The organism is uncultured Reyranella sp., assembly GCF_945957355.1.
GTDB lineage: Bacteria > Pseudomonadota > Alphaproteobacteria > Reyranellales > Reyranellaceae > Reyranella.
Genome location: NZ_CAMFKM010000002.1, coordinates 299,325 through 324,798 on the forward strand (window position 1 = coordinate 299,325; position 25,474 = coordinate 324,798).

At 66.8% G+C, this 25,474-nt stretch carries 19 protein-coding genes; 2 read left to right on the forward strand and 17 right to left on the reverse strand.

What is annotated here, in order from left to right:
* Positions 1-11: 11 nt before the first annotated feature.
* The 6 genes from Q0Q48_RS04540 to Q0Q48_RS04565 all read right to left on the reverse strand — a co-directional run bounded on the left by Q0Q48_RS04540 (position 12) and on the right by Q0Q48_RS04565 (position 5,315).
* Positions 12-1,253, reverse strand: a complete 1,242-nt coding sequence (locus Q0Q48_RS04540; protein ID WP_295134647.1) for an RNA polymerase sigma factor — start codon at positions 1,251-1,253, stop codon at positions 12-14.
* Positions 1,250-1,639 carry a YciI family protein gene (locus Q0Q48_RS04545; protein WP_295134650.1) on the reverse strand — a complete coding sequence of 130 codons (390 nt, stop codon included), beginning with the start codon at positions 1,637-1,639 and terminating at the stop codon, positions 1,250-1,252. Before Q0Q48_RS04545 ends, Q0Q48_RS04540 begins: the two co-directional genes overlap by 4 nt.
* Positions 1,640-1,714: 75 nt before the next feature.
* On the reverse strand, positions 1,715-2,572 hold the full coding sequence (locus Q0Q48_RS04550; protein ID WP_295134653.1) for a metallophosphoesterase: 858 nt from the start codon (positions 2,570-2,572) through the stop codon (positions 1,715-1,717).
* A gap of 18 nt (positions 2,573-2,590) precedes the next feature.
* Positions 2,591-3,394: a mechanosensitive ion channel domain-containing protein gene (locus tag Q0Q48_RS04555; protein ID WP_295134656.1), complete on the reverse strand. Its 804-nt coding sequence runs from the start codon at positions 3,392-3,394 to the stop codon at positions 2,591-2,593.
* 45 nt (positions 3,395-3,439) lie between these two features.
* Entirely contained in the window at positions 3,440-4,609 is a 1,170-nt protein-coding gene (gene phaZ / locus Q0Q48_RS04560) for a polyhydroxyalkanoate depolymerase (protein ID WP_295135212.1), read from the reverse strand.
* Between the two features lie 127 nt (positions 4,610-4,736).
* Positions 4,737-5,315 (reverse strand): SCO family protein, encoded by a 579-nt coding sequence (locus Q0Q48_RS04565; protein WP_295134658.1) that lies wholly within the window; start codon positions 5,313-5,315, stop codon positions 4,737-4,739.
* 94 nt (positions 5,316-5,409) lie between these two features.
* Between Q0Q48_RS04565 and Q0Q48_RS04570 the strand changes: the two genes are divergently transcribed.
* Positions 5,410-6,045 (forward strand): flavin reductase family protein, encoded by a 636-nt coding sequence (locus Q0Q48_RS04570; RefSeq protein ID WP_295134660.1) that lies wholly within the window; start codon positions 5,410-5,412, stop codon positions 6,043-6,045.
* A gap of 31 nt (positions 6,046-6,076) precedes the next feature.
* Here Q0Q48_RS04570 and Q0Q48_RS04575 read toward each other — a convergent pair whose 3' ends face one another.
* From Q0Q48_RS04575 to acnA, 6 genes are all read right to left on the reverse strand, one after another.
* The gene (locus tag Q0Q48_RS04575) at positions 6,077-7,432 is read right to left on the reverse strand and encodes an amidase (RefSeq protein WP_295134662.1); all 1,356 of its coding nucleotides are present in this window, start codon (positions 7,430-7,432) and stop codon (positions 6,077-6,079) included.
* A gap of 8 nt (positions 7,433-7,440) precedes the next feature.
* On the reverse strand, positions 7,441-9,378 hold the full coding sequence (acs, locus tag Q0Q48_RS04580; RefSeq protein WP_295134666.1) for an acetate--CoA ligase: 1,938 nt from the start codon (positions 9,376-9,378) through the stop codon (positions 7,441-7,443).
* Positions 9,379-9,463: 85 nt separating this feature from the next.
* The gene (locus Q0Q48_RS04585) at positions 9,464-10,135 is read right to left on the reverse strand and encodes a nitroreductase (RefSeq protein ID WP_295134669.1); all 672 of its coding nucleotides are present in this window, start codon (positions 10,133-10,135) and stop codon (positions 9,464-9,466) included.
* A gap of 6 nt (positions 10,136-10,141) precedes the next feature.
* A complete protein-coding gene (locus Q0Q48_RS04590) occupies positions 10,142-11,263 on the reverse strand; it encodes an alpha/beta fold hydrolase (RefSeq protein WP_295134672.1) in 1,122 nt (373 codons plus the stop codon).
* Positions 11,263-11,817 (reverse strand): DinB family protein, encoded by a 555-nt coding sequence (locus tag Q0Q48_RS04595; protein WP_295134675.1) that lies wholly within the window; start codon positions 11,815-11,817, stop codon positions 11,263-11,265. The genes Q0Q48_RS04590 and Q0Q48_RS04595 overlap by 1 nt, the downstream gene beginning before the upstream one ends.
* 20 nt (positions 11,818-11,837) lie before the next feature.
* Positions 11,838-14,525, reverse strand: a complete 2,688-nt coding sequence (gene acnA, locus Q0Q48_RS04600; protein WP_295134678.1) for an aconitate hydratase AcnA — start codon at positions 14,523-14,525, stop codon at positions 11,838-11,840.
* A 112-nt stretch (positions 14,526-14,637) separates the two neighbouring features.
* On the opposite strand from acnA, the gene Q0Q48_RS04605 reads away from it, so the two are divergent.
* Positions 14,638-15,651 carry a hypothetical protein gene (locus Q0Q48_RS04605; RefSeq protein WP_295134681.1) on the forward strand — a complete coding sequence of 338 codons (1,014 nt, stop codon included), beginning with the start codon at positions 14,638-14,640 and terminating at the stop codon, positions 15,649-15,651.
* A gap of 3 nt (positions 15,652-15,654) precedes the next feature.
* On the opposite strand, the gene Q0Q48_RS04610 is transcribed toward Q0Q48_RS04605, so the two are convergent.
* The 5 genes from Q0Q48_RS04610 to Q0Q48_RS04630 form a co-directional block, all read right to left on the reverse strand.
* A complete protein-coding gene (locus tag Q0Q48_RS04610) occupies positions 15,655-16,449 on the reverse strand; it encodes an alpha/beta hydrolase (protein WP_295134683.1) in 795 nt (264 codons plus the stop codon).
* Between the two features lie 20 nt (positions 16,450-16,469).
* The gene (locus Q0Q48_RS04615) at positions 16,470-19,628 is read right to left on the reverse strand and encodes a CusA/CzcA family heavy metal efflux RND transporter (protein ID WP_295134687.1); all 3,159 of its coding nucleotides are present in this window, start codon (positions 19,626-19,628) and stop codon (positions 16,470-16,472) included.
* A 71-nt stretch (positions 19,629-19,699) separates the two neighbouring features.
* Positions 19,700-20,746 carry an adenylate/guanylate cyclase domain-containing protein gene (locus tag Q0Q48_RS04620; protein WP_295134690.1) on the reverse strand — a complete coding sequence of 349 codons (1,047 nt, stop codon included), beginning with the start codon at positions 20,744-20,746 and terminating at the stop codon, positions 19,700-19,702.
* Positions 20,747-20,774: 28 nt separating this feature from the next.
* Complete coding sequence (locus Q0Q48_RS04625; protein ID WP_295134694.1) at positions 20,775-22,310, reverse strand: efflux transporter outer membrane subunit; 1,536 nt, start codon at positions 22,308-22,310, stop codon at positions 20,775-20,777.
* Positions 22,307-25,462 carry a CusA/CzcA family heavy metal efflux RND transporter gene (locus tag Q0Q48_RS04630; RefSeq protein WP_295134697.1) on the reverse strand — a complete coding sequence of 1,052 codons (3,156 nt, stop codon included), beginning with the start codon at positions 25,460-25,462 and terminating at the stop codon, positions 22,307-22,309. The genes Q0Q48_RS04625 and Q0Q48_RS04630 overlap by 4 nt, the downstream gene beginning before the upstream one ends.
* Between the last annotated feature and the right edge of the window lie 12 nt (positions 25,463-25,474).

Here is a 25,474-nt window from a genome sequence, read left to right on the forward strand (position 1 = left end):
GAACTTTTTTTCTAGGACGAGAGCCGGTCGAGATGCTGGCGAATGTGCGCGGCTTCGGCCGGGCTGTTGGCCAGCGCAATCGCGTGGCTGAAGGCCTCCCGGGCCTCGACGGGCCGCTCGAGCTGCTCAAGCAGCGCCCCCTTTACGCCATGGAAATAGAAATAGCCCTTCAGCCGTTCGCCGAGCGGTTCGATCATCTCGAGCGCGGCCTGGGGGCCCTTCACCTTGGACACGGCGACGGCGCGGTTGAGCGTCACCACCGGCGACGGCTGCAGCCGTTCGAGATTGGCGTAGAGCAGGTCGATCTGCGTCCAGTCGGTATCCTCGGCGCGCTTCGCCCTCGCGTGCAGCGCGGCGATGGCGGCCTGGACCTGATAGGGGCCGGGCCGGCGGTGGCGCATCGCCTTGTCGATCAGGGCCAGGCCTTCGGCGATGCGCGGCTGGCTCCACAGGCTGCGGTCCTGGTCCTCCAGAAGCACGACGTTGCCGTCCCCGTCAAAGCGGGCCTTTGCCCGCGCCCGCTGCAACAGCATCAAGGCGCCGAGACCCATGATCTCGGGCTCGGCGGGAAACAGGCGCAGCAGCAGTCGGACCAGCCAGATCGCTTCCTCGGCCAGCGGCTTGCGCGCCTCGGCCTCGCGGCTGTTGCTCGACGAGTAACCCTCGTTGAACAGGAGGTAGATCATGGCGGCGACGACGCCGAGCCGCTCCGCCCGCTCCGGTGCGCCTGGTGTCTCGAAGGCCATGCCGGCATTGCCGATGCGGGCCTTGGCGCGGGTGATGCGCTGCTCCATCGCCGTTTCGCCCACCAGGAAGGCCTGGGCGATCTGCTTCACCGAGAGGCCGCAGACGATGCGCAGCGCCAGCGCGATCTGCTGCGTTGCCGGCAGCTCGGGATGGCAGCAGATGAACAGTAGCCGCAGGATGTCGTCCTTGTAGTGTTCGCCGTCGAGCCGGTCGGCCAGCGACGCCTCGGCATCGTCGAGGTCCGACAACACCGCCTCGTCGGGCAGTTCCGTCTGTTTGGCCTGCCGGCGGACCTGATCCATCGCGGCATTGCGCCCGACCAGGATCAGCCAGGCGGCGGGGTCGCGGGGTGGGCCGTTCTGCGGCCAGGTCTTCAGCGCGCGCAGGCAGGCTTCCTGGAACGCTTCCTCGGCGGTATCGAGATTCCGGAAGTAGCGCAGCAGCGCTCCCATCACCTGGGGACGCGCGGCGCCCAGAACCGGATCGATCCAGCCGAGGTCGTTCATGCTGCCGGCTTCTTCGCGTCGGGAAGCTGGCTGGGATGGAATTCGGCCACTGGGCGGATCTCGTAGCTGCCGGTCCCGGGATTGGCCTTGGCGAGTTCCTTCGCCGTGTCGATGGCGGCCTCGAGCGAGGCGCAGGCGATCACGTAGAAGCCAAGGAGCTGCTCCTTGGTCTCGGCGAACGGCCCGTCGATTACCATCTCCTCACGCCCCTTGCGCAGGGTCGTTGCCGCTGTCGTCGGCAACAGGCGAGCCACCGGCCCCAGCCGGCCCTGCCTCGCGAGCTTGTCGTTCACGGCGTAGAGCTTCGTCATCGTCTCGTCGTGGTACTCCTTCGACCACGAACCGACGGCTTCTTCGGAATTGTAGCAAAGGATGGCGTAAAGCATGGGTTTGCGGTTCCTCTGTTACCCAGGACGTAAGGACAGGCCGTTTGCCGACAGTCCGCTCGGGATAATTTTCGCCTATTCGGCGTCGGAAGAGACCGGATTCTCGAAGGGCGTGCCAGCCTTCAGGATGCGATAGCGGCCATCCTCGATTTGCGCGCCGGTCACGATACCCGTGCGGGCGCTGCCGCCGTCGAGGCCGAGCCGGTCGCCCTCGAAGAGGTGCGGGTCTTCCATGCCGCTGATCTTCCTGTGCTTGTCGGGTGGCGTGTGGCCGTGCACGACCAGCGTGCCGCCGAAGCCCTGCTTCCAGTCGAGAAAGCCGTGGTTGATCCAGGCCCAGCGGGCCTCGGTGAAAATCAGCCAGGGGCGGGCGAGAAACTCGTCCTCGTCGGCATGGGGATCGAGGCCGCCATGGACGAATACCGTGTTGCCGAGCCGAACGTGCGAGCGCATGCCCTGCAGCCGATGCACGACCGTCTCGCCCAGGGCGTCGTGCAGCAGGGCCTGGTCGGCATGGGCCGCCGGACGGCCGGCACGGGCCGCCATCTCGTCGAGCAGCATGTGGCCGCCCATGCGCTTGCTGAGCCACATGGTCTCGGCCTTGTGGGCGTGCGGCCCGCCGACGACCGTGTGCATCATCATGATCTCATGGTTGCCCATCAGCCGGTCGACATGGTCGACCCCGTGGGCGTCCTCGTCGCGAGCCCAAAGCTGGAGCACGCCGACGCTGTCGGGGCCGCGGTTGATCATGTCGCCGAGGTAGATGAGGCGGCGCCTGCCCTTGGACTTGGCCGCCAGGGTGGCGATCGAGTTCAGGAGCGTCCCGAGTTCCGCCGCACAGCCGTGGACGTCGCCGATGGCGAACACCGTCTCTCCCTTCAGGTCGAAGGGGGCGGGCTTCCACTCGGAAATGGTGACGGGCAGGTCGGTCATGGAGGGGCAATGCTAGCCCTATCCGGCGCGGCGCTCCACAGTGGCCGGCGGTTTGCGATCGAACTCTTCCTTGATGCTCCGGTTCAGGTCGTATTTCACCTGGTCCATCGACGTCCGCTGTGTCCAGACCTGCGCAGCCAGTGTGTATTTGTCGGCGTCCAGCGAATCGATCCCGATCGCCGACAGGCTGAGGACGCGGGCATCGCGCTCGATAAGCTTCTGAAGTCGCCAGATCGACGTATTCACGTCCTCGTTGGCGGGCCGGGGGACGCGGAACTCCAGCCGGGCGGTGTCATTGCGCGTCGGCACCTTCACGATCTCGCCCCACAGCTTGCCGTTGGGGATGATGACGCGTGTATTGTCATCGCCGTCGATCTCGGTGAAGAACAGGTTGATCTCGCGCGCCGTGCCGCCCACGCCGCCGGTTTCGACCCTGTCACCGATATGGAAGGGCCGGAACACGACCAACATGATGCCGGCGGCAAGGTTGCTCAGCGTGCCCTGGAGGGCGAGGCCGATGGCGATGCCCAGGGCGCCGAGGACGGCGACGAAGCTCGTCGTGGCGATGCCGAACGTCGTGAGCACGGCCACGAAAGTGAAGACGAGGACGGTGTAGCGAACGCCATTGCCGATGAAGAGCGCCACGGTGCGGTCGATGCGCGGCGACTTCTGGCATAGCCGGACCACCGCCCCGTAGAGCAGGCGCGACGTCATCCACCCCGCGCACAGGATGATGATGGCGCCCAGCACCCTCAGGCCATAGGTGGTGACCAACGCGACCAGTACGTTGGCCGCGTTCTCCCACTGCTGTTCGATATCCATGGAGAAGCCAACGCGGCATGGAAGGCCGCGGTTGCTTCCCAGCCTCTAGCGAACGTCGTTCTCGCGGATGAAGGCGCGGATGCGCGGCATGATCTGCTCGCGCCATTTGCGGCCATTGAAGATGCCGTAGTGGCCGACCCGCGGCTGTTCCCAGTGCACGTGCCGCGCGCCGGGAATGTTGGGTGTCAGCGCATGAGCGGCCTTGGTCTGGCCGACGCCCGAGATGTCGTCGAGCTCGCCCTCGACCGTCATCAGGGCGGTCTCGATGAAGGAGGGATCGATCTTCCGGCCGCGGCTCACCCACTCGCCGCGCGGCAGCAGGTGCTCCTTGAACACGACCTCGATGGTCTGGAGATAGAACTCGGCACTGAGATCCATCACCGCGAGATATTCGTCGTAGAAGGCACGGTGGGCGCTCGCCGGGTCGTCGTCGCCTTTCACCAGGTGCTCGAACTGCCGCATATGCGCGTTCACGTGGCGATCGAGGTTCATGCTGATGAACGAGGTGAGCTGCAGGAAGCCCGGATAGACCCGGCGCATCGCGCCCGGATAGTTGAGCGGCACCGTCGTGATGACGTTCTGGCGGAACCACATCATCGAGTTGCGCATCGCGAGGTCGTTGGGGACCGTCGGGCTGACGCGGGTGTCGATCGGTCCGCCCATCAGGGTGAGCGACTTGGGCTGGCGCGGGTCTTTCGCCTCGGCCATCAGCGCGGCGGCGCCCATCACGGGAACCGAGGGCTGGCAGACGGCGATGACATGGACGTCGGGGCCGAGATAGCGGCAGAAATCCGCGACGTAGTCGATGTAGTCGTCGAGGTCGAAATTCCCCTGGCTCAGCGGCACCTCGCGCGCGTCGATCCAATCGGTGATGTGAACGTCATGGTCCGGCAGCAGCGCCTCGACCGTACCGCGCAGCAGGGTGGCGTAGTGGCCGCTCATCGGCGCCACCACCAGCACCTTGGGATCGCGCCGCGTGGTGTCGCGACGGAATCGGAGCAGCTGGCAGAACGGCTTGCGCAGCAGGATCTCCTCGTTGACCGCAACGGTCTCGTCGCCGACCGTCGTCGTCTTCAACCCGAACGCCGGCTTGCCGTAGCTGCGGGTGAGGCGGGTCATGATCTCCGCGCTGGCGGCGATCGACTTGCCGAACCAGGTTTCCGCCCAAGGATTGTAGGGGCTGGAATAGACCTGCTCGAGGGCGCCGGCCCACATCCGGATGGGGGCGGCGAGCTGGCGCTGGAATTCGTAGGCTTGATAAAGCATGGGCCGCGGATTGTACGCCCCGCGCCGCCTATGTCACGCTCCTATTGCGACGCAACAATTGTGAAAAATCAATGACTTAGATCAGGCGCCCTACGGCATTGGCAATCGTTTCGGCCTTGGCGTCATGGGTGAAGTGGGTGACGAAGCGACCGTTGCGATCAAGCAGGTAGATGATCGAGGAGTGGTCCATGAGGTAGGGCGAACCCTCCTTGCCGGGCACTTTCTGGTAGTAAACCCGATAGGCCTTGGCGACGTCGGCGATCTGCTGGGGCGTTCCCGTGAGGCCGATGATCCCCGCCCCGAAGTTCGGGACATAGCCCTTGAGCAGTTCCGGCGTGTCGCGCTCCGGATCGATGGTGATGAAGACGAGGTTCACCTTCTTGGCCGCGTCCGGTCCCAGCTTCTCGAGGGCGGTTTCCATCAACAGCAACGAGGTCGGGCAGACGTCGGGACAATAGGTGAAGCCGAAATAGATCAGGGTGGGTTTGCCCTTGAGCTGATCGCTCGAGAAAGGGCGGCCGTCCTGATCGACGAGCTTGAACGGCCCGCCGATCGACGGCTTGCCGCCCTGCGTGGCATCCCAACCGATCCAGCCCGCCGCGACGACGAGCGCGGCGACCCAGACGCCGAGCAGCGCCTTCATGGTGCGTGACATGCGCCGAACATGGGCCGTTGCGAGCGGCTCGACAAGCCGGACCGCTCGTCGCACAAGCTCTCTGGGTGAATGCTCCGACCGAGAGGGAAGTACGATGTTCTACGATGCCGCCAAGCGCGACCACGGGTTGCCGCAGGATCCGCTGAAGGCGCTGATCGTGCCGCGCCCCATCGGCTGGATCTCGACCGTCGACGGCCAGGGCCGGGTCAATCTCGCGCCCTACAGCTTCTACAATGGCGTCGGTGAGTTTCCGCCCATGGTCTACTTCGCCATCACCGGCACCTACGGCGACACGCCGACCAAGCACAGCCGCATGAACGCCGAGGAGACCGGCGAGTTCGTGGTCAACATGGTGACCGCGGAGATGAGCGAGAAGATGAACATCACCACCGCGATGGTGGCCTACGGCATCGACGAAATGAAGCTCGCCGGCCTGACTCCCGAACCGTGCCGCTTCGTGAAGCCGCCGCGCGTCAAGGAATCGCCGGTTGCGCTCGAGTGCAAGTACTGGAAGACGATCGAACTGCCGGAAGAGCCGGGCCACGAGGCCAAGCGCGGCTCGATCGTGCTGGGCCAGGTAGTCGGCATCCACATCGACGACGCCATCCTGAAGGACGGTCGGGTCGACATCCTGTCGATGAAGCCGGTCGCGCGGCTGGGTTATAGCGAATACACGACGGTCGAGAACGTCTGGAAGATGCGCCGACCGGACGATCCGCGGTTTCAGTGAAATCCCGTCGTCTCGACCGGAGCTTTCTTAATCAATGACCCGCGACGACCGGCGCGACCGACCGCGCTATCGCCAGCACGCGCTTGTCCGCCATCGCCTCGCCCATCAGCATGAAGCCGACGGGCAGTTCGCCCTGAATGTGGCACGGCAGGCTGATGCCGCAGCGGTCGAGGAAATTGCCGACCGTGGTGTTGCGCAGCAGCAGCAGGTTCTTCTTGGTGAAGCCCTCGGGCGTCGAGACTTCCTCGATGGTCGGCGCGACGATGGCGCAGGTCGGCATGATCACCGCGTCGTAGTTCGCCGTGATCGCCGAGACGCGGCGGCAGAGGTCGGCGCGCCGGGCCAGCAGCTCGATATAGTCGGCCGCCGTCATATCCTTGCCGCGCATGATGCGCGGATAGACCAGCTGGTCGTAATCCTTGCCGCGGCGCGCGATCAGCTCCTTGTGCCAGGCATAGGCCTCGGAAGCGGCGAACCCGCCCTTGGCGTTGATGCCCGGCAGCTCGTTCAGTTCGGCGAGGTCGATCTCCTCGATCCTCACGCCCTTCGCCGCCAATGCCTTGCACGCGCGCTCGAAGGCCTTGGCGACCGTCGCATCGAGATCGTCCATCACGAAATGCTTCGGGATCGCGAAGCGGAGCCCCGCGAGCGGCGCAGGATCGGGCACCGAGACCGGCCCTTTTGCGAGTTCACCGGCGAAGACCGCGTCGACGAGGGCACAGTCCTCGACCGAGTTGGCGAGCGGTCCGATCGAATCGAGCGAGGTCGAGAGCGGGATGACGCCGTCGATGGGCACGCGGCGCGCCGTCGGCTTGAAGCCGACCAGGCCGCAGACCGCGGCTGGAATGCGCACGGAGCCGCCGGTGTCGGTGCCAAGTGCCGCGACGGCCATGCGGTCGGCCACCGAGACGGCGGCGCCGGCTGAGGAGCCGCCCGGGACGCGCGTGCGGTCGGCCGGATTTCCCGGCGTGCCGTAATGCGGGTTGAAGCCGACGCCTGAGAAGGCGAACTCGCTCATGTTGGTGCTGCCGACGATCACCGCACCGGCCGCGCGCAGGCGCGCCACTACCGGCGCGTCCGCCGTGGCAGGTTTGGCATCATCGAGCGCCTTCGAGCCCGAAAGGGTCGTTTCGCCCGCCACGTCGCACAGGTTCTTGATCGAGACCGGGAGGCCGGCGAGCGGCGAAGGCACGAGGCCGGCCTTGCGCAATCCGTCGCTGGCATCCGCCGCGGCCAGCGCCTGGTCCTTCCAGATCTTCACGAAGGCGCGCTTGCCTTCGCCCTTCGGGTCTTCGATGCGGACAAGCGCCTCTTCGGTGAGCTTGCGCGAGGTGGTGCGGCCGGTGGCCAGGTCCGCAGCGAGCTGGGTGATCGTCGGGTTGGCCATCGGAATCCTTACTTGCCGCGGTGCTTCACGAGATCGTCGACGACCATCGGGTCGGCGAGGGTGGACGTGTCGCCCAGGTTGCTGAAGTCGTTCTCGGCGATCTTGCGCAGGATGCGGCGCATGATCTTGCCCGAGCGGGTCTTGGGCAGGCCGGGTGCCCACTGGATCACGTCGGGCGTCGCGATCGGGCCGATCTCCTTGCGCACCCAGGCGACCAGCTCCTTGCGCAGCTCCTCGGAGGACTGCTCGCCGGCCTTCAGGGTGACGTAGGCATAGATGCCCTGGCCCTTGATGTCGTGCGGGAAGCCGACCACGGCAGCCTCGGCCACCTTGGTATTGGCGACCAGCGCGCTCTCGACCTCGGCGGTGCCGATACGATGGCCCGAAACGTTGATCACGTCGTCGACCCGGCCGGTGATCCAGTAGTAGCCGTCCTTGTCGCGACGGGCGCCGTCGCCGGTGAAGTATTTGCCGGGATAGGTCCTGAAGTAGGTCTCGATGAAGCGCTGGTGATCGCCATAGACCGTGCGCATCTGGCCCGGCCAGGAGTTGATCAGGCAGAGATTGCCGGTGCAGGGGCCTTGCAGTTCGTTGCCCTCGGCATCGACCATCACCGGCTGCACGCCGAAGAAGGGCAGGGTCGCCGAGCCAGGCTTCAGCGCCGTCGCGCCGGGCAGCGGCGTGATCAGGATGCCGCCGGTCTCGGTCTGCCACCAGGTGTCGACGATCGGGCAGCGATCGTCGCCGACCACGCGATGGTACCAGAGCCAGGCCTCGGGATTGATCGGCTCGCCGACCGAGCCCAGCAGGCGCAGGCTCTTCCGGCTGGTCTTCTTCACCGGCGCCTCGCCCTCGCGCATCAGCGCACGGATGGCGGTGGGGGCGGTGTAGAAGATGTTCACCTGGTGCTTGTCGATCACCTGCCAGAAGCGGCTGGAATTGGGATAGTTGGGCACGCCCTCGAACATGAGTGTCGTGGCGCCGTTGGCCAGCGGTCCGTAGAGGATGTAGCTGTGGCCGGTCACCCAGCCCACGTCGGCGGTGCACCAGTAGACGTCGCCGTCGTGATAGTCGAACACGTATTGATGGGTCATCGACGCATAGACGATGTAGCCGCCGGTCGTGTGCAGCACGCCCTTCGGCTTGCCGGTCGAGCCCGACGTGTAGAGGATGAACAGCGGATCCTCGGCGCCCATCGGCTCCGGCACGCACTCCGCCGGCACCTTGGCGGCGATCTCGTGCCACCAGACGTCGCGATCGGCGTTCCAGTCGACCTTGCCGCCGGTGTGCTTCACCACCAGCACCTTCTTCACGCCGGGCGCCTTCTTCAGCGCTTCGTCGCAATTGGCCTTGAGCGGCACGTGCTTGCCGGCGCGCAGGCCCTCGTCGGCCGTGACCACGACATTGCTGTCGCAGTCGACCAGGCGGTTAGCGAGGCTGTCCGGCGAGAAGCCGCCGAACACGACGGAATGGATGGCGCCGATGCGCGTGCAGGCCAGCATCGCGTAGGCCGCCTCGGGGATCATCGGCAGGTAGATGGTGACCCGGTCGCCCTTCCTGACGCCGAGTTCCCTCAGCGCATTCGCCATGCGGCAGACTTCGTCGTGCAGCTTGCGATAGGTGATCTTCTCGGACTTGGCCGGATCGTCGCCTTCCCAGATGATGGCGGTCTGGTCGGCGCGCTTGGCGAGGTGACGGTCGATGCAGTTGGCCGAGACGTTCAGCACGCCGTCGTGGAACCAGCGGATGCGGACGTCGCCGTTGTAGTCGACGTCGCGCACGGCGCCGGGGCTGTAGGGCTTGATCCAGTCGATCCGCTTGCCGTGCTCGTTCCAGAACGTTGCAGGGTCGGCGATCGAGGCCTCGTACATCGCCTTGTACTTGGCCTCGTCGACATAGGCGCGCTTGGCCCAGTCCGCGCTGACGGCGATCACTTCATCGGCCATGGCTTTCCTCCAGCTTCGGCTTTATGCCTTGAATTACCTGCGTTCTAGCCCGCTGCCGGCGGGCTCGGCAATTCGACTTTGGGCGTCACTCGCTGAACCAGGTCGTGAAATCCGCGATCGGCGCGCGGTCCGTGACCAGGCTGTTGGGCGCCACGTCGGGATCGGCATAGCCGAGTGCCAGGCCGCAGATCACGGTCTGGTCGTCGGGAATCTTGAGCTCGCGCCGCACCACATGCTGGTAGCGGCTGAAGGCGGCCTGCGGGCAGGTGTGCAGGCCCTTTTCGCGCGCCAGCAGCATGAGCTGGTCGAGGAAGATGCCGCAGTCGATCCACTGGCCGTTGCCCATGCGCTTCTCGACGCAGAGGATCATGCCGACCGGCGCGTCGAAGAATTCGTAGTTCTTGCGAAACTGCTTCAACATGCCTGCCGCGTCGCCGCGTGGCACGCCGAGTAGGGTGTAAAGCTGCTTGCCCACCAGCTTGCGGCGTGCGTCGTAGACCGGCGTGAATTCCCGCGGATAGACGTCGTACTCGGCGCCCGGGCCGTTATCGCCCTCGTCCATGGCCTTCAGGATCGCCGCCGACAGTCGCTTCCGCGCCGCGCCCATGGTCACATAGAGCTTCCAGGGCTGCAGGTTGCCGTTCGAGGCCGAGCGGTTGGCGGTCTCGATGATCCACTCGATGTCGGCCTTGGCCACGGGATCGGGCTTGAAGACGCGCATGGAGCGGCGGGAGGTGACGGCTTCTGACACGCGCATGGACGGCTAGCTCCGGCTGAGGTGACGACGCAGGAAGTCGAACAGCGTGCGCCGCGCGGCGGCGTTCTGCTGTTCGGTGAAATAATGGGTGGCGCCAGGGATCACGACGGCCTCGGCGTCCTTGCCGTGATTGCGCAGCGCCTCGGCCATGGCGAGCGACTGGTCTACCGGCACGTTCTCGTCGCGGTCGCCGTGCAGCAGCAGGACGGGCGCGTCGATCTGCGCGACCCGCAGGATCGGCGAACGCACCGGCAGGCCCTCCGGCCCGCAGAGATCGTCGAGATAGTCGCGCATGTAGGGGTTGGCCTCGCGCCAGCGCGCCAGATCCGTCGGCGCGTAGAAGGCGGCGACGGCGCGTATCGGCGGCTTGTGGGCGGCGGCGAGCAGCGCCACCTGTCCGCCCATCGAGGCGCCGACCAGCGCGATGCGGTCGCGGTCGACCAGCGGCCGCTTGGCCAGCCAGTCGATGGCGGCCAGCACGTCGAGCGGCTGGCGCAGGCCCTGGTCGTTCTCGCCTTCCGACCCCAGCCAGCCGCGCAGCGACAGTGCCAGCGCCGCGTAGCCGTTGGCTGCGGCGGCCCGTGCCAGCCCCACCATGTTGTGGGCGTGGCCCGCGAAACCGTGCAGCAGGATCAGCGCCGGATAGGGCGGCTGGCCGGCCACCGGCTTGAAGAAATAGCCGCCCAGGCTGACGCCGTGGCCGGGTACGCGCACCTGTTCGGCATCGGGAACATCGGGCAGGTCATCCCAGCGATGCATGACTTCGATGGGCACGCCATCGGGATCGCGGAAGCCCACCGAGTAGTAGCCGGGCGCGAGATAGTCGAGTTCCTGCGGCCGCTGGATGATCTCCGCGCCGGCATCGCGCAGCTCGGCGAAGACCTGGTCGACCTGGCCGCGGCTTTCGGCCGAGACGGCAAGCCACAGCGCGCCCGGCCCGTAGGAGATTCCGTCCTTGGCCTGGCGCATCACGAAATGGTCGTAGCCGCGCGACCACATCACCCGGTCGGGGCTGGTCCAGACACGATGGAAGCCCAGCATCGGCAGCCACAGGCGATGGAAGGCGACGGAGCGGGCGAGGTCGCTCACCTCGATGGCCGCACCGGCGAAGGAAGAACGCGGCCGCATCAGCTCGGCTCGAGCCCCAGGGCCAGCAGCTCGTCGCGGCGCAGATCCTGTTCGCCCGCCAGGAAGAACTCGTCGAGCTGCGGAGGCTTCACCCTCGTGCCGGCCAGCATGGCGTGGGCCTGCCCGCGATGATGCGTCTGGTGCTGGAACAGATGCTCCAGGATCGAGATGACGCTGGAGGGTGGCGGCGTGCGGTTGGGCCGTGGCAGCGACAGGCCCGCGGCCAGGCTCTCCTCGGTCTGGCGCTCGCAGAAGGCGAGCAGCCGCCGGTCGCTCGCGATCTGCGGCCCGTACAGCGCGGCGGCGTCGGGATAGTCGGGAATCGGGTCGTGATAGCGCTCAAGCACCGTCGGATCGCGGTGCAGCGCGTCGATGTAATAGAGGTCGACCCAGAGGATGTGATTGAGCGTGGCGCGCAGCGACGGGAAGAAGCTGGTGCGCGGCGCAGCGAACTCTTCCGGTGTCAGCGCCTTGCAGGCCGTCAGCAGCCGGTGGTTCGCCCAGATGTTGTTGCGGGCCATGGCGACGGCATGGCCTGGCAGCCCCGTCGCCATGGGTCCCGTGTCCGGCGGCGTCAGGCCGCGTGGGCCAGGTTGCGCAGCACGTAGTGCAACACGCCGCCGTTCTTGAAGTAGCCGACCTCTTCCGCGGTATCGATGCGGCAGGTCAGCATGATCGTCTCCGACGCGCCGTCGGGACGGTGGATGGTCAGCGGCACGTCCATGCCCGGCTTCAGCTCGCCGTCGATGCCGCCCACGTCGTAGGTCTCGCGGCCGGTGAGGTTCAGCGTCTTGCGCGTCATGCCGTCCTTGAACTGCAGCGGCAGCACGCCCATGCCGACCAGGTTCGAGCGATGGATGCGCTCGAAGGTCTCGCAGACCACCGCCTTCACGCCCAGCAGGTTGACGCCCTTGGCCGCCCAGTCGCGCGAGGAGCCGGTGCCGTATTCCTTGCCGGCGATCAGCACCTGCGGCGTGTGCTCCTTCTTGTAGCGCATCGCCACGTCGTAGATCGGTTCGGGCTGGTCGGTCGTGTAGTGGTGCGTGTAGCCACCCTCGATGCCCGGGACCATCTCGTTCTTCAGGCGGATGTTGGCGAAGGTGCCGCGCATCATCACCTCGTGATTGCCGCGCCGCGTGCCGTACTGGTTGAAGTCCTTGGCCTCGACGCCTTCCTCCATCAGGTATTTGCCGGCCGGGCTGTCCTTCTTGATCGAACCGGCGGGCGAGATGTGGTCGGTGGTGATCGAATCGCCGAACTGGCCGAGCGGGCGGGCGCCGGTGATGTTGGTGAGCGCTGCCGGTGTCTTGCCCATGCCTTCGAAGTAGGGCGGGTTGCGGACGTAGGTCGACTTGTCGTCCCAGGCGTAGGTCAGGCTGGGCTTGGTCTTGATGCCGCGCCAGAACCGGTCGCCCTCGAAGACGTCGGCGTAGCGCTTCTTGAAGGCCTTGGCGGTCACGAACTTGTCGACCGTCTTGGCGACTTCCATGTTCGAAGGCCAGATGTCCTTCAGGTAGACGGGCTTGCCGCCCTTGCCGATGCCGATCGGATCCTTGGTGATGTCGATCTTCATCGAGCCGGCGAGGGCATAGACCACCACCAGCATGGGCGAGGCGAGGTAGTTGGCGCGGGTCAGCGGATTGACGCGGCCCTCGAAGTTGCGGTTGCCGGAGAGGACCGAACTCACGACCAGGTCGCCGTCGCCGATCGCCTTGGTGACGGGGTCGGGCAGCGGGCCGGAGTTGCCGATGCAGCTCGTGCAGCCGTAGCCGACCAGGTTGAAACCGATCTTGTTCAGGTCCTTCTGCAGGCCCGACGCCTCGAAATACTCGGTCACGACCTGCGAGCCGGGGGCCAGCGAGGTCTTCACCCACGGCTTGACCTTGAGGCCGAGCTTCACCGCGTTGCGCGCGATCAGGCCGGCGCCCAGCATGACGTAGGGGTTCGAGGTGTTGGTGCAGGAGGTGATGGCCGCGATCACCACGTCGCCGTGGCCGAGGTCATAGTTGGTACCCTCGCACTTGATGCGCTTGCCGTCGTCCTTGCGGTCGAACTCCTTCTCCATGTTCGCGACGAACTGGTGGGCGGCTTCCGCGAGCGGCACGCGATCCTGCGGGCGCTTCGGTCCGGCGAGGCTCGGCACCACGTCGCCGAGGTCGAGCGAGAGCGTGTCGGTGAAGACCGGCTCCGGCGACTTCTTCGAGCGCCACAGGCCTTGCTTCTTGGCATAGGCCTCGGTGAGCTTGGCGGCCTGGCCGCGATTGGTGGTCTTGAGGAAGCCCAGGGTGATGTCGTCGATCGGGAAGAAGCCGCAGGTCGCGCCGTATTCCGGCGCCATGTTGGCGATCGTCGCGCGGTTGGCCAGCGGCATCTCGTCGAGGCCCTCGCCGTAGAACTCGACGAACTTGTTCACCACGCCCTTCTTGCGCAGCATCTGGGTGACGGTGAGCACCAGGTCGGTCGCGGTCGCGCCCTCGGGCAGCTTGCCGGTCAGCTTGAAGCCGATCACATCGGGGATCACCATCGGCTGCGGCTGGCCGAGCATGGCGGCCTCGGCCTCGATGCCGCCGACGCCCCAGCCCAGCACGGCCAGGCCGTTCACCATCGTGGTGTGCGAATCGGTGCCGACCAGCGTGTCGGGATAGGCGATCGTCTCCTTGCCTTCCTTCTTGGTCCACACGACCTTCGCCAGGTATTCGAGGTTCACCTGGTGGCAGATGCCGGTGCCCGGCGGCACGACGCGGAAATTGTCGAACGCCATCGCGCCCCAGCGCAGGAACTGGTAGCGCTCCAGGTTACGTTCGTACTCGAGCTTCACGTTGGCGCCGAAGGCGCTCGAATTGCCGAAATTGTCGACGATCACCGAGTGGTCGATGACGAGATCGACCGGGACCAGCGGGTTGATCTTCTTGGGGTCGCCGCCCAGCTTGCCCATGGCGTCGCGCATGGCGGCGAGGTCGACCACGGCCGGGACGCCGGTGAAGTCCTGCATCAGCACGCGGGCCGGACGGAAGTTGATCTCCTTGGTGGAGCGGCCGCCATTCTTGATCCAGGCGGCGAAGGCCGCGATGTCGGTCTTCTTGACGGTCGTGCCGTCTTCGTTGCGCAGCAGGTTTTCCATCAGCACGCGGAGCGAGAACGGCAGGCGGGACAGGTCACCGACCTCCTTCTCGACCGCCTTCAGGCTGAAATAGGTATAGCTGCGGCTACCGACCTTCAGCGTCTTTCGGGCCTTGAAGCTATTGGGATGGGCGGCGGCCATATCTACACTCCTGGAAGGTCGGTTCTCTGCGGATGTGGGGCAAAATAGGGGCATGAACCTTCCCAGGCAATCGGCGGATGCGGCTTTGCGCCCGTTGTGTCAGATTGGACGCATGCGACGTCAAATCGGTCACGTATTTGGGGTTCTTGCAGCGTTTCTGACCCTGACGGGCGAGGCGGTGGCGCAACGCAATGCGGTCGAGTCCTGGGATCCCAGCGCGCGTGACTTTTCGCCCGGCGGAGCCGCGGTGCCGCCACGGCCAGGTGCGCCAGGCGGAAGCGGCGGCGGCGCGACCCTCGAATCGCTGAACAAGATCCTCTCGGCGTCGCAGCTCTCGGCCTTCGACCGGTCCATCTACCTCAGCATCCGCGCCTTCCAGCTGAGCCGCCTGGGCCGCGAGGCCGACAGCCAGAAGGACATTGCCGAGATGGGCAAGGTCCTGCCGGGCGACTGGCAGGTCGTGCTGTCGAGCACGATGCCGGGCCTGGCGGGTGGCGGCGACCGGGCGGCGGCGCTGCGCACGCTGGACAGCGCCCTGCAGCGCAAGCCGGGCGACCCGTCGCTCACGATCGCGCAGGCCCAGGTCTACATGCAGATCGCCGATTTCCAGCGCGCGCTCGGCCTGCTCGATGCCGCCCTGGCCGGCGCCCAGACGCCGGGCGAGCGGCGCTCGGCGCTGTTCTACCGCGGCCATGCGAATTTCAATCTCGGCAACTACGCCCAGGCGGCCGACGATTTCGACGCTTCGCTGGCGGGCCGGCCCAATTTCAAGTCGAAGCAGGCGCCGCTGCTGTGGCGCTACGCGGCGCAGATCCGCGCCCGGCGCGATGCCCGCACGGCCCTCGTGCGCGACGTTGGCGCGGAAAGCCTGAACGAATGGCCCGGCCCGATCCTTCGCTTCCTGATGGGCAAGAGCACGGCCGGCGAGCTCGAGGTCGCCGCCGAGTCCGATGACGGAGCCAAGCGCGCCAACGGCAAGTGCCCGGCCGCCTTCTTCATCGGCATGGACGCCGTTCGCCGCGGCGACAAGCAGCGCGCCCGCGAACAGTTCCAGCTCGCCCAGGCCCGCTGCCCCACCGTGTCGGAACTCAACTGGGCCGCCTCCAGTGAGTTGAAGCGGCTGTAGCGACTATCCCAGCAGCGCCAGCGGTGACACGAAGCGGGTGATCTCGGCCAGGACCTGGGCCGGCTGCTGCAGGTGCGGGCTGTGACCGCAATCCGGCACCAGCCGAGTCTCGCAATAGCCGTCGACCTTGCCGGCGATGATGCCGAGCTGCAGCTCGGTGCCGTATTCGTCGTCCTCGCCCTGGATGGCCTGCACCGGCACGGTGACTCCCGGCAGCCGGCCGTTGGCGTCCATCGGCTCGAAGCCCGGCGCGACCCAGGCATCGGCCCAGAGATGGAAGGCGCCGTCGACATCGTCGTGATATTTCGCAAGCCTCTGCCGCAGGTCTCCCGAGGCGAAGGCCGCGCGGGCCGCTTGGATCGCCGCGACGCAGACCGGTTCGTTGATCGCGTGCGCGGCCAAGGTCACCACCGCGCGCAGCGGCTCCGGGTCGGCCGCGGCGTAGTTCAGGGCGATCGTGCCGCCGTCGCTATGGCCCACCAGTACGCAATCCTCGATGCCGAGGGCCGCCAGCAGGCGCGGCAGGACGAGGTCGGCCTCGATCTCCATGTAACGGGCGCCGGGATCGGAGGGCCAGGGGCTCGACCGGCCGTAGCCGGTGCGGTCGTAAACGATGCCGCTGCAGCGCGTGGCGTCGCAGAGCTTCTGGGGGAAGTCGCGCCACATCTCGATGCAGCCCAGCCCCTCGTGCAGGAAGACCAGCACCGTGCGGTCGAGCCCGTCGTCGTGCGCCGGCGTGAGGCGGCGCACGCGCAGGCGGCGGTCGCCGAGATTGATGAGTTCGTCCGCGGAGGGCATCGCCCTCTTTTCGGGGCGCCTCAGGCCGTGGTCAAGGCGGCGTCATGCGGCAAGGCGACCGCGGCCCGGCGGCGGGAGAAGATGGCGATCGCGGCCGGCAGGACGGTGAGGAAGAGGAAGGGCGCGAGCAGGGTGCCGCCGACCACGACGATGGCGAGGGGCCGCTGGACCTGGCTGCCGATGGCGGTCGAGAAGGCGGCGGGCAGCAGGCCGACGGCGGCGGCGACGCAGGTCATCAGGACGGGGCGCATCTGCTGTTCGCAGGTCAGGCGCAACGCCTTCTCGCGCTCGATGCCCACGGCTATCAGCCGGTTGAAGCAGCTCACCAGCATGATGCCGTTCATGGCGGCGATGCCGAACAGGGCCACGAAGCCGATGGCGGCCGAGATGCTGAACGACATGTCGGCGCCCCACAGCGCAATGATGCCGCCCGACAGCGCCAGCGGCATGGCGGCGCCCGCCAGCAACGTATCGGTCAACGAGCCGAAGCTGAGATAGAGCAGCAGCAGGATCAGGCCGATGGCGATCGGCACGGCGATGGCGAGGCGTGCGATGGCGCTCTCGAAGTTCACGAAGTCGCCGGCCCAGTCGAGCCGGTAGCCGCTCGGCAGCTTGACCTGCTCGGCCACCTTCTGCTGCGCCTCCAGCACCGCGCCGCCGAGGTCCCGGCCGCGCACGCTGAATTTCACCGGGATGTAGCGCTCCTGCTGCTCGCGGTAGATGTAGAAGGCGCCGGTGGCGAGTTTCACGGTCGCCACTTCGCCCAGGGGCACCTGCACGACGCTGCCGCTGGGCCCGACCGTGCCGATCGCGATGCGGCGGATCGCATCCATGTCCGTGCGATAGCGGGGTGCGAGGCGGACGAGCAGCGGGAAGTGGCGGTCACTGCCTTCCTCGAAGAGGTCGCCCGCGGCCTGGCCGCCCACCGCGGCCTGGATCGTCGCATTAATGTCGCCGGGCGAGAGGCCGTAACGCGCGGCCTTGGCGCGGTCGATGTCGATGCGGATGGTCGGCTGGCCGAGCAGAGGCGGCACCTGGATGTCGGTGATACCGGGCACGCCTTCCAGGACGCTGCGGATGTCGACGGCGATCTTGCGCAGCGTGGCGAGGTCGGGGCCCGAGATCTTGATCGCGTTCTCGGCGTCGATGCCGGATGCCGCTTCCTGGACGTTGTCCTGAATGTACTGCGAGAAAGCGAAGTTGACGCCGGGGAAAGCCTTGCGCAACGCGTCACTCATCTCGTTGATGAGGTCGGGTTTTTCCAGCCCCTTGCGCCATTTGCTGGCGGGCTTCAGCGGCACGAAGAACTCGGCATTGGAGAATCCGTCGGGGTCGGTGCCGTCGTCGGGCCGCCCGTGCTGGGAGATCACCGTCTCGACCTCCGGGAAGCTCTTAACCAGCTTGCGCATGCGGTTCACATAGCCGTTGCCCTCGTCGAGCGAGACCGAGGGCGGCAGGGCCGCGCGCATCCAGATGTTGCCTTCCTCGAGCTTGGGCAGGAATTCGAGGCCCACGGTGCTGGCCGCGAGACCGGCCGCCACCAGAACCCCAAGACCCACAACGAGCGTGGCATGGCGCCAATCCAGCGCCAGGGCAAACACCCGGCGATAGGCCCTGCGCAAGGAGCGGACCAGGAATGTCTCGGTCTCCGAAACCTTCTCGGGCAACAGCAAGGCGGAGAGCGCCGGCGACACGGTGAAGGTCGCGATCAGGCCGCCGGCAAGCGCGTAGGCGTAGGTCTGCGCCATCGGCCCGAAGATGCGACCCTCGACGCCGGAGAGCGTGAACAGCGGCAGGAAGCCCGCGATGATGATGGTGGCCGCAAAGAAGATCGCCTTGGTGACCTCGCCCGAGGCTTCGTAGATGGTGAACAGTTTGCCGGTGAGACCCTCCGGTTCCTGCCGTACCGAACGCGAGGTTCCGCCATGACTGGCCTCGGCAAGATGGCGGAAGATGTTCTCGACCATGATGACGGTGGCGTCGACGATGATGCCGAAGTCGATCGCACCCATCGACAGCAGGTTCGCGGAGTCACCGTTCATCACGATGATGACGACGGCGAACAGGAGCGCGAACGGGATGGTGGCGGACACGATCAGGGCCGATCGCAGGTCGCCGAGGAACAGCCACTGGATCAGGAAGATGAGGCCGACGCCCATCACCATGTTGTGCAGCACGGTATGGGTCGTCACCTCGACCAGGACGCTGCGGTCGTAGATGCGTTCGATGCGCACGCCAGGCGGCAGCAGGTCGGAGCCGTTGATGCGTTCGATCTCGCGCTCGACGGCGCGCAGGGTCGGCATGGTCTCGGCGCCGCGGCGCATCAGCACGATGCCCTCGACGACGTCGTCGTCGTCGTCGTGGCCCGCGACGCCCAGCCGCGGCTCGTTGCCCACCGCGACGTCGGCGATGTCGCCCACCAGGATGGGCGAGCCGTCGCGCACGGTCAGCATGGTGCCGCGGATATCGTCCATCGACCGGATCTGGCCGACCGCGCGCACGACCGCCGACTGCGGCCCGAGATTGACCGTATTGGCGCCGACATTGATGTTGGCGCTGTTCAACCCGTCGATCACCTGCTTCAGGGTGAGACCGTGCGCCTGCAGCCGGTCGAGATCGACGGTGACGTCGAAGGTCTTGCTCTTGCCGCCCCATGTCGTGACGTCGATCACGCCGGGCACCGCCTTCAGCCGGCGTAGCAAAATCCAGTCCTGGATGGTCTTCAGGTCCATGACGCTGAAACCCTTCGGGCCGACCACGCGATAGCGGAAGATCTCGCCGATCGGGCTGGTCGGCGAGATGATGGGCTGCGCCCCATTGGGCAGCGGGCCGAGCTGCGCCAGCCGGTTGGTCACGAGCTGCGCGGCCTCGCGATAGGTGAGGTCGTAGGTGAACTGCACCTTCACATCGCTGAGGCCGGTCAGGGAAATGGAGCGGATCGACTTCACGTAGGGAAGTCCCGCCATCTGCACTTCCATCGGGACGGTGATGTAGCGCTCGATCTCCTCGGATGACTGGCCGGGATTCTGCGTCACGATGTCGACCAGCGGCGGCACCGGGTCGGGATAGGCTTCGATGTTGAGTCGCTTGTAGGCGAACAGGCCGCCGCAGATCATCAGGACGGCGAGAATTAAGACGAGAATGCGCTGACGTAGTGCAGCGCCGACGATTGCATGCATCCGCGGCCCTCATGGCGGGCCGATGACAGCTCGCCTCCCGTGGCAGCTAATACACAAGTCACGCAGGCACACTAGCGTTGCGAGTACATCACAGATGCAACCTGCGCCTCGTCTGCACTTCGGGGCGCCGCCAGTCGCAATTCGCCGGATATGCCCTGCACATCCTCGTCGATGAAATGGCGCCATCCGTCGAACGACATGCCGCTCCGCACGGCCTCGGTCAGGGTCTCCTCCGATACCAGTAGAGGGCAGCGATACTTCTTCGTCAGACGTTCGATGCGCGAGCACACGTTCACCGCATGGCCGACGGCGGAATATTCGAGCCTCTGCTCGTCGCCGATGGCGCCCATGACGACCTCGCCATGATGGATGCCCACGCCGATCCGTACTGATGGCTCGCCATGGCGCGCACGCTCGACGTTCCAGCCATCGATCGCGGCGAGCAGCCGGAGGCCGCACCGGATGGCGGCGGCCGCGTCCTCGGGCGACGGGCGCAGGGCCCCGAACACCGCCAGCACGCCATCCCCGATGAACTTGTCGATGATTCCGCCCTCGGCCTCGACGATGCGCGAGACCACGGTGCGATACTCCTGGAGGAAGCCGAACAGGGCGTCGGGTTCCATCGTCTGCACCGACGCCGTGAAGTCGCGCATGTCGACGAACAGGATCGCGGCCTTGCTCCGCCGGCCCCGGGCGGCGCGCAACCCCTCGCGCGCCAGATGGTCGACGAGCTCGGCCGGCAGGTAGCGCGACAGGTTGAGGTTCTGCAGCCGTTCGCGGTCGAGGCTATGCCTCAGCCGGTCGGCCATCAGCGCGCAGGCGAGGAACACCGCGACGGTGCCGATGGCTTCGATGCCGTAGTAGGTGAACCGGGCGCTGACGAAAGCCGGCGGCGGGTTCGCGCCCATCATCCAGGCGAAAGCGATCGATGCCGCGGCAATGCCGACCCATCGGCCCGCGAACCACGACGCACCGAAGATGACCACGAGGTAGAGCGCCGTGAGCCGCAGGTCGCCGGTGACGATGTCGGCATAGCCCACCGCGGTCGACGCGACGAGGGCCCCCACCAATATCGCCGCCTTGAACCCGGCGGCCGGCTGGCGCCGCTTCGTGGCCATGCCCGGCACGGCACGTCCATCCGCCGTGTCAGCGCTGGGTGTTCGAGGAGATGGACCAGGGAGACGCCGGCGGCTTGCAGCGCGACCGGCCGTTGCCCGGCCCCGAACCGTCGCGGTTCCACCAGCCGCCGCCCAGTGCCTGGAACAGCGCGGCGGTGTTGGTGAGACGCGCGGCCTGCGCCTGAACCCGCGTAAGCAGCGTCTGCTGGTAGGTGAGCTCGGCGATCAGCACGAAGACATAGGTCGTGTCGCCGAGTTCCAGGCGCTTTCGCGCGATGCTGAGGGCGGTGGCCGCCGCCCGTTCCGCCTCGACGGCCGACTTGAGCGCCAGCGCGTCGTATTCGAGCGCATTCAGCGTGTCGGCGACGTTGCGGAAGGCGGTCAGCACGATCGACTGGTACTGCGCGTCGGCCTGTTCCAACGCCGCGACGGCGGACCGCTTCTTGGCCGCGAGCGCGCCGCCGTCGATCAGTGTCTGGATCGCGCTGGCGCCTGTGGTCGCGCCGGCAAGGCCCGGCATGAACAGGGTGCCGAGCGACAGGGCGCTGCTGTTGAGGCCGAAGCCCAGCGTCACCTGCGGAAGCTGGTTGGCGATGGCGACGCCGACCTGTGCGCTGGCGGCATGGAGGTTGGCCTCGGCGGCGCGCACGTCGGGCCGCTGCTCGACCAGCTGCGATGGCAGGGTGAGCGGCAGTTCGTGCGGCAGCTTGAGATCGGTGAGCTCGAAGCGCTCGGCAACCGGATTGCTGGGCAGGCTGCCGGTCAGCGTGGCCATCAGGTTGCGCTGCTGCGCCAGCGCCTTCTCAAGCGGCGGCAGCGTCGACTCGGCCTGCGCGAGTGCGGCCTGCTGGGTGGCGACGTCGGCGCCGGGAATCGCGCCGAGGCCCGACTGCTTGTTCAGGATGCCCAGCGTATCGCGCTGGACGGCGATGATGCGCTTGGTGGCCTCGACCTGTCCGCGCAGCGACGCCTCGACGATCGCGGCCGCGACGACGTTGGATGCCAGCGAGAGATAGGTTCCTTCGAGCTGGAAGCACTGCGCCTCGGCCAGCGCTTCGAGCGATTCGATCTGGCGGCGATTGCCGCCCCAGAGATCGAGCGCATAGGTGAGCTGGAGACCGGCGACGAACAGGCCGTAGATCGGCTGCTGGTCGGCCGTGGCCGATTGCAGGCTGGCGGGGGTCTGATTCTGGGTGGCGCTGAAGCTGCCCTGGAGTGTCGGGAACAGGGTGGCCCGTTGTGCGCGGGCATTCTGTTGGGCAACCCGCAGCCCGGCGACGGCGGCCTTCACGTCGGGGTTGGCGCGCAGCGACCGCTCGATCAGGTTGTTGAGCTGCGGCGACTGGAACACGCCCCACCACTGGCCGGGAATGTCCATGCTCTGCACGATGCGCTGTGCTTCGCCGCCGGGAATGCCGGCGGCGATCAGGTCGCTCTTCTGGTCGGGAACATAGGTCGCCGTCTTCGGCCCGTCCGGGGACGCGAAGTCCGGGCCGACCGTACAGCCGGCGAGGGCGCCCATCGCAAGGAGCGGCAGGACGGCAAGGAGGGAGCGTCGCATCATGTCGTCTCCGCGACTGGATCGTGGACGTGGGCGGCCGGCACGGCCGAACGGCGGCGCGAGAACAGGCCGATGGTGGCCGGCAGGACGGTGAGGAAGAGGAAGGGCGCCAGCAGGGTGCCACCGACCACGACGATGGCGAGGGGCCGCTGGACCTGGCTGCCGATGGCGGTCGAGAAGGCGGCGGGCAGCAGGCCGACGGCGGCGGCAACGCAGGTCATCAGGACGGGGCGCATCTGCAGCGAACAGGTCTCGTAGAGCGCCATGTCGCGGTGGCGGCCATCGTCGATCAGCCTGTTGTAGCAGCTCAGCACCATGATGCCGTTCATGGCGGCGATGCCGAAGAGGGCAACGAAGCCGATGGCGGCCGAGATGCTGAACGGCATGTCCGTTACCCAGAGGCCCAGGATACCGCCCACCAGGGCCATCGGGATGGCGCTGGCGGCCAGCAGCGTGTCGCGGAACGAGCCGAAGCTCATGTAGAGCAGCAATCCAATCAGGCCGATGGCGATCGGCACGGCGACGGCCAGGCGCTGCAACGCGTTCTTCAGGTTGCCGAACTCGCCGACCCACTCGATGCGGTAGCCTCCGGGAATCTTCACCTGCTCCGCGACGCGCTGCTGCGCCTCGATGATGGCGCTGCCGAGGTCACGGCCGCGCACGCTGAACTTCACCGGGACGTAGCGTTCCTGCTGTTCGCGGTAGATGTAGTAGGCGCCGGAGACCAGCTCGACCTTGGCGATTTCGCTCAACGGCACCTGGGTCACGCCGTTCGCACCCTGGACGCCGATCTGGATGCGGTTGATCGCGTCTAGGTTCTCGCGGTAGCGCGACGCCAGGCGGACGACCATCGGGAAGTGGCGGTCGCTGCCGCTCTCATAGACGTCGCCCGCGGCCTGGCCGCCGATCGCCGCCTGCACGGTGGCGTTGATGTCACCCGGGGACAGGCCGTAGCGCGCGGCCTTGGCGCGGTCGATGTCGATGCGGATGGTCGGCTGGCCGAGCGAGGCCGAAACGGCGAGGTCGGTGATGCCGGGCACGGTGGCCAGCACCGCCTTGATCTCGTTGCCGAGCTTGGCCAGCGTTTCGAGGTCGTTGCCCGAGATCTTGACCGAGTTCTCGCCCTTCACGCCGGAAGCGGCTTCCTGGACGTTGTCCTGGATGTACTGCGAGAAGGTGAACTCGACGCCCGGGAAGGCCTTCTCGAGAGCGCCGTTGATCTCGGCGATGAGGGCTTCCTTGTCGAGGCCCTTGCGCCACTGGTCCATGGGCTTCAGCGGCACGAAGAACTCGGCGTTGAAGAAGCCGGTCGAATCGGTGCCGTCATCGGGCCGGCCGTGCTGGGAAATCACGGTCTCGGCCTCCGGGAAGCTCTTGATGAGCTTGCGCATGCGGTTGGCGTAGTCGTTGCCCGCCTCGAGCGAGATCGACGCCGGCATCACGGCGCGGATCCACATGTTGCCTTCCTCGAGCTTGGGTAGGAACTCGAGTCCGATCGACCCGCCGGCCAGCCCGGCCAGCACCAGCGCACCCATGCCTGCGGCGACCGTAGCGCGGCGGCTGGCCAGCGCCGCGTTGCGCAGCTTCTCGTAGGCGCGGCGCAGGATCCGCACGGCGCGGGTCTCGACATGGGCCATCTTGTCGGGCAGCAGCAGCGCGGCCAGTGCCGGCGACACGGTGAAGGTGGCGATCAGGCCGCCCAGCAGGGCATAGGCGTAGGTCCGCGCCATCGGCCCGAAGATGTGGCCTTCGACGCCGGAGAGCGTGAACAGCGGCAGGAAGCCCGCGATGATGATGGTGGCCGAGAAGAAGATCGCCTGGGTGACTTCGGTCGAGGCATTGAAGATCGTCGCCAGCTTGCCGGTGAGGCCGTCCGGCGCTCGCCGCAGCGGACCTGTCCTGTGCTCGCCTTCCGACAGATGCCGGAAGATGTTCTCGACCATGATGACGGTGGCATCGACGATGATGCCGAAGTCGATCGCGCCCATCGACAGCAGGTTGGCCGACTCGCCGCTCAGCACCAGGACGACCACGGCGAACAGCAGGGCGAAGGGAATGGTGGCGGAGACGATCAGCGCGCTGCGCAGGTCGCCCAGGAACAGCCACTGGATCAGGAAGATGAGGCAGACGCCCACCACCATGTTGTGCAGCACGGTGTGGGTGGTGATGTTGACGAGCGAGCTGCGGTCGTAGATGCGCTCGATGCGCACGCCGGGCGGCAGGATGTTGCTGTTGTTGATCCTCTCGACCTCGGCCAGCACGCCGCTCAGGGTCGGCATGGTCTCCGCGCCGCGCCGCATCAGCACGATGCCCTGCACGATGTCGTCGTCGTCGTTCTGGCCGGCGATGCCGAGCCGCGGCTGGTGGCCAACGGTGACATCCGCCACATCGGAGACCAGTACCGGCGCGCCGTCGCGCACGGTCAGCATGGTGTTGCGGATGTCGTCCATCGAGCGGATCTGTCCGACGCTTCGCACGATCGCCGACTGCGAGCCGATGTTCACGGTGTTGGCGCCGACATTGATGTTGGCGTTGTTCAGACCGTCGAGCACCTGCTTCAGGGTGAGGCCGTAGGCCAGCAGGCGGTCCAGATTGACCGTGATGTCGTATGTCTTGGTCATGCCGCCCCACCCGGTGACGTCGACGACGCCCGGGATCGCCTTCAGCCGGCGCTGCAGCACCCAGTCCTGCAGCGTCTTGAGGTCAGACACGGAATAGCCCGGCGGGCCGACGATGCGGTAGCGGAAGACCTCGCCGATCGGGCTGGTCGGCGACAGGGTGGGCTGCGCGCCGTTGGGCAGGGGGCCGAGCTGCGACAGGCGGTTGATCACCATCTGCGAGGCCTGCTGGTAGGTCACGTCGTAGGTGAACTGGATCTTTACGTCGCTCAGGCCGAACAGGGACACCGACCGGATGGCCTGGATATAGGGCAGGCCCGCCATCTGGATCTCGATGGGGATCGTGATGTAGCGCTCGATCTCCTCCGACGACTGGCCAGGATTCTGGGTGATGATGTCGACCAGCGGCGGCACCGGGTCGGGATAGGCCTCGATATTGAGGCGGGCATAGGCGAACAGGCCGCCCACCGAGAGCACCAGGCTCAGGATGACGACGAGGATTCGCTGCTTGAGGGCGGCGGCGACGATGGACTTCATGGCGCTAACGTC

Excerpts from the sequence above, each read along its gene's own strand:
- Q0Q48_RS04540 (WP_295134647.1), bottom strand. The coding sequence starts at position 1,253 with ATGAACGACCTCGGCTGGATCGATCCGGTTCTGGGCGCCGCGCGTCCC.
- Q0Q48_RS04545 (WP_295134650.1), bottom strand. The coding sequence starts at position 1,639 with ATGCTTTACGCCATCCTTTGCTACAATTCCGAAGAAGCCGTCGGTTCG.
- Q0Q48_RS04550 (WP_295134653.1), bottom strand. The coding sequence starts at position 2,572 with ATGACCGACCTGCCCGTCACCATTTCCGAGTGGAAGCCCGCCCCCTTC.
- Q0Q48_RS04555 (WP_295134656.1), bottom strand. The coding sequence starts at position 3,394 with ATGGATATCGAACAGCAGTGGGAGAACGCGGCCAACGTACTGGTCGCG.
- phaZ (WP_295135212.1), bottom strand. The coding sequence starts at position 4,609 with ATGTGGGCCGGCGCCCTCGAGCAGGTCTATTCCAGCCCCTACAATCCT.
- Q0Q48_RS04565 (WP_295134658.1), bottom strand. The coding sequence starts at position 5,315 with ATGTCACGCACCATGAAGGCGCTGCTCGGCGTCTGGGTCGCCGCGCTC.
- Q0Q48_RS04570 (WP_295134660.1), top strand. The coding sequence starts at position 5,410 with ATGTTCTACGATGCCGCCAAGCGCGACCACGGGTTGCCGCAGGATCCG.
- Q0Q48_RS04575 (WP_295134662.1), bottom strand. The coding sequence starts at position 7,432 with ATGGCCAACCCGACGATCACCCAGCTCGCTGCGGACCTGGCCACCGGC.
- acs (WP_295134666.1), bottom strand. The coding sequence starts at position 9,378 with ATGGCCGATGAAGTGATCGCCGTCAGCGCGGACTGGGCCAAGCGCGCC.
- Q0Q48_RS04585 (WP_295134669.1), bottom strand. The coding sequence starts at position 10,135 with ATGCGCGTGTCAGAAGCCGTCACCTCCCGCCGCTCCATGCGCGTCTTC.
- Q0Q48_RS04590 (WP_295134672.1), bottom strand. The coding sequence starts at position 11,263 with ATGCGGCCGCGTTCTTCCTTCGCCGGTGCGGCCATCGAGGTGAGCGAC.
- Q0Q48_RS04595 (WP_295134675.1), bottom strand. The coding sequence starts at position 11,817 with ATGGCGACGGGGCTGCCAGGCCATGCCGTCGCCATGGCCCGCAACAAC.
- acnA (WP_295134678.1), bottom strand. The coding sequence starts at position 14,525 with ATGGCCGCCGCCCATCCCAATAGCTTCAAGGCCCGAAAGACGCTGAAG.
- Q0Q48_RS04605 (WP_295134681.1), top strand. The coding sequence starts at position 14,638 with ATGCGACGTCAAATCGGTCACGTATTTGGGGTTCTTGCAGCGTTTCTG.
- Q0Q48_RS04610 (WP_295134683.1), bottom strand. The coding sequence starts at position 16,449 with ATGCCCTCCGCGGACGAACTCATCAATCTCGGCGACCGCCGCCTGCGC.
- Q0Q48_RS04615 (WP_295134687.1), bottom strand. The coding sequence starts at position 19,628 with ATGCATGCAATCGTCGGCGCTGCACTACGTCAGCGCATTCTCGTCTTA.
- Q0Q48_RS04620 (WP_295134690.1), bottom strand. The coding sequence starts at position 20,746 with ATGGCCACGAAGCGGCGCCAGCCGGCCGCCGGGTTCAAGGCGGCGATA.
- Q0Q48_RS04625 (WP_295134694.1), bottom strand. The coding sequence starts at position 22,310 with ATGATGCGACGCTCCCTCCTTGCCGTCCTGCCGCTCCTTGCGATGGGC.
- Q0Q48_RS04630 (WP_295134697.1), bottom strand. The coding sequence starts at position 25,462 with ATGAAGTCCATCGTCGCCGCCGCCCTCAAGCAGCGAATCCTCGTCGTC.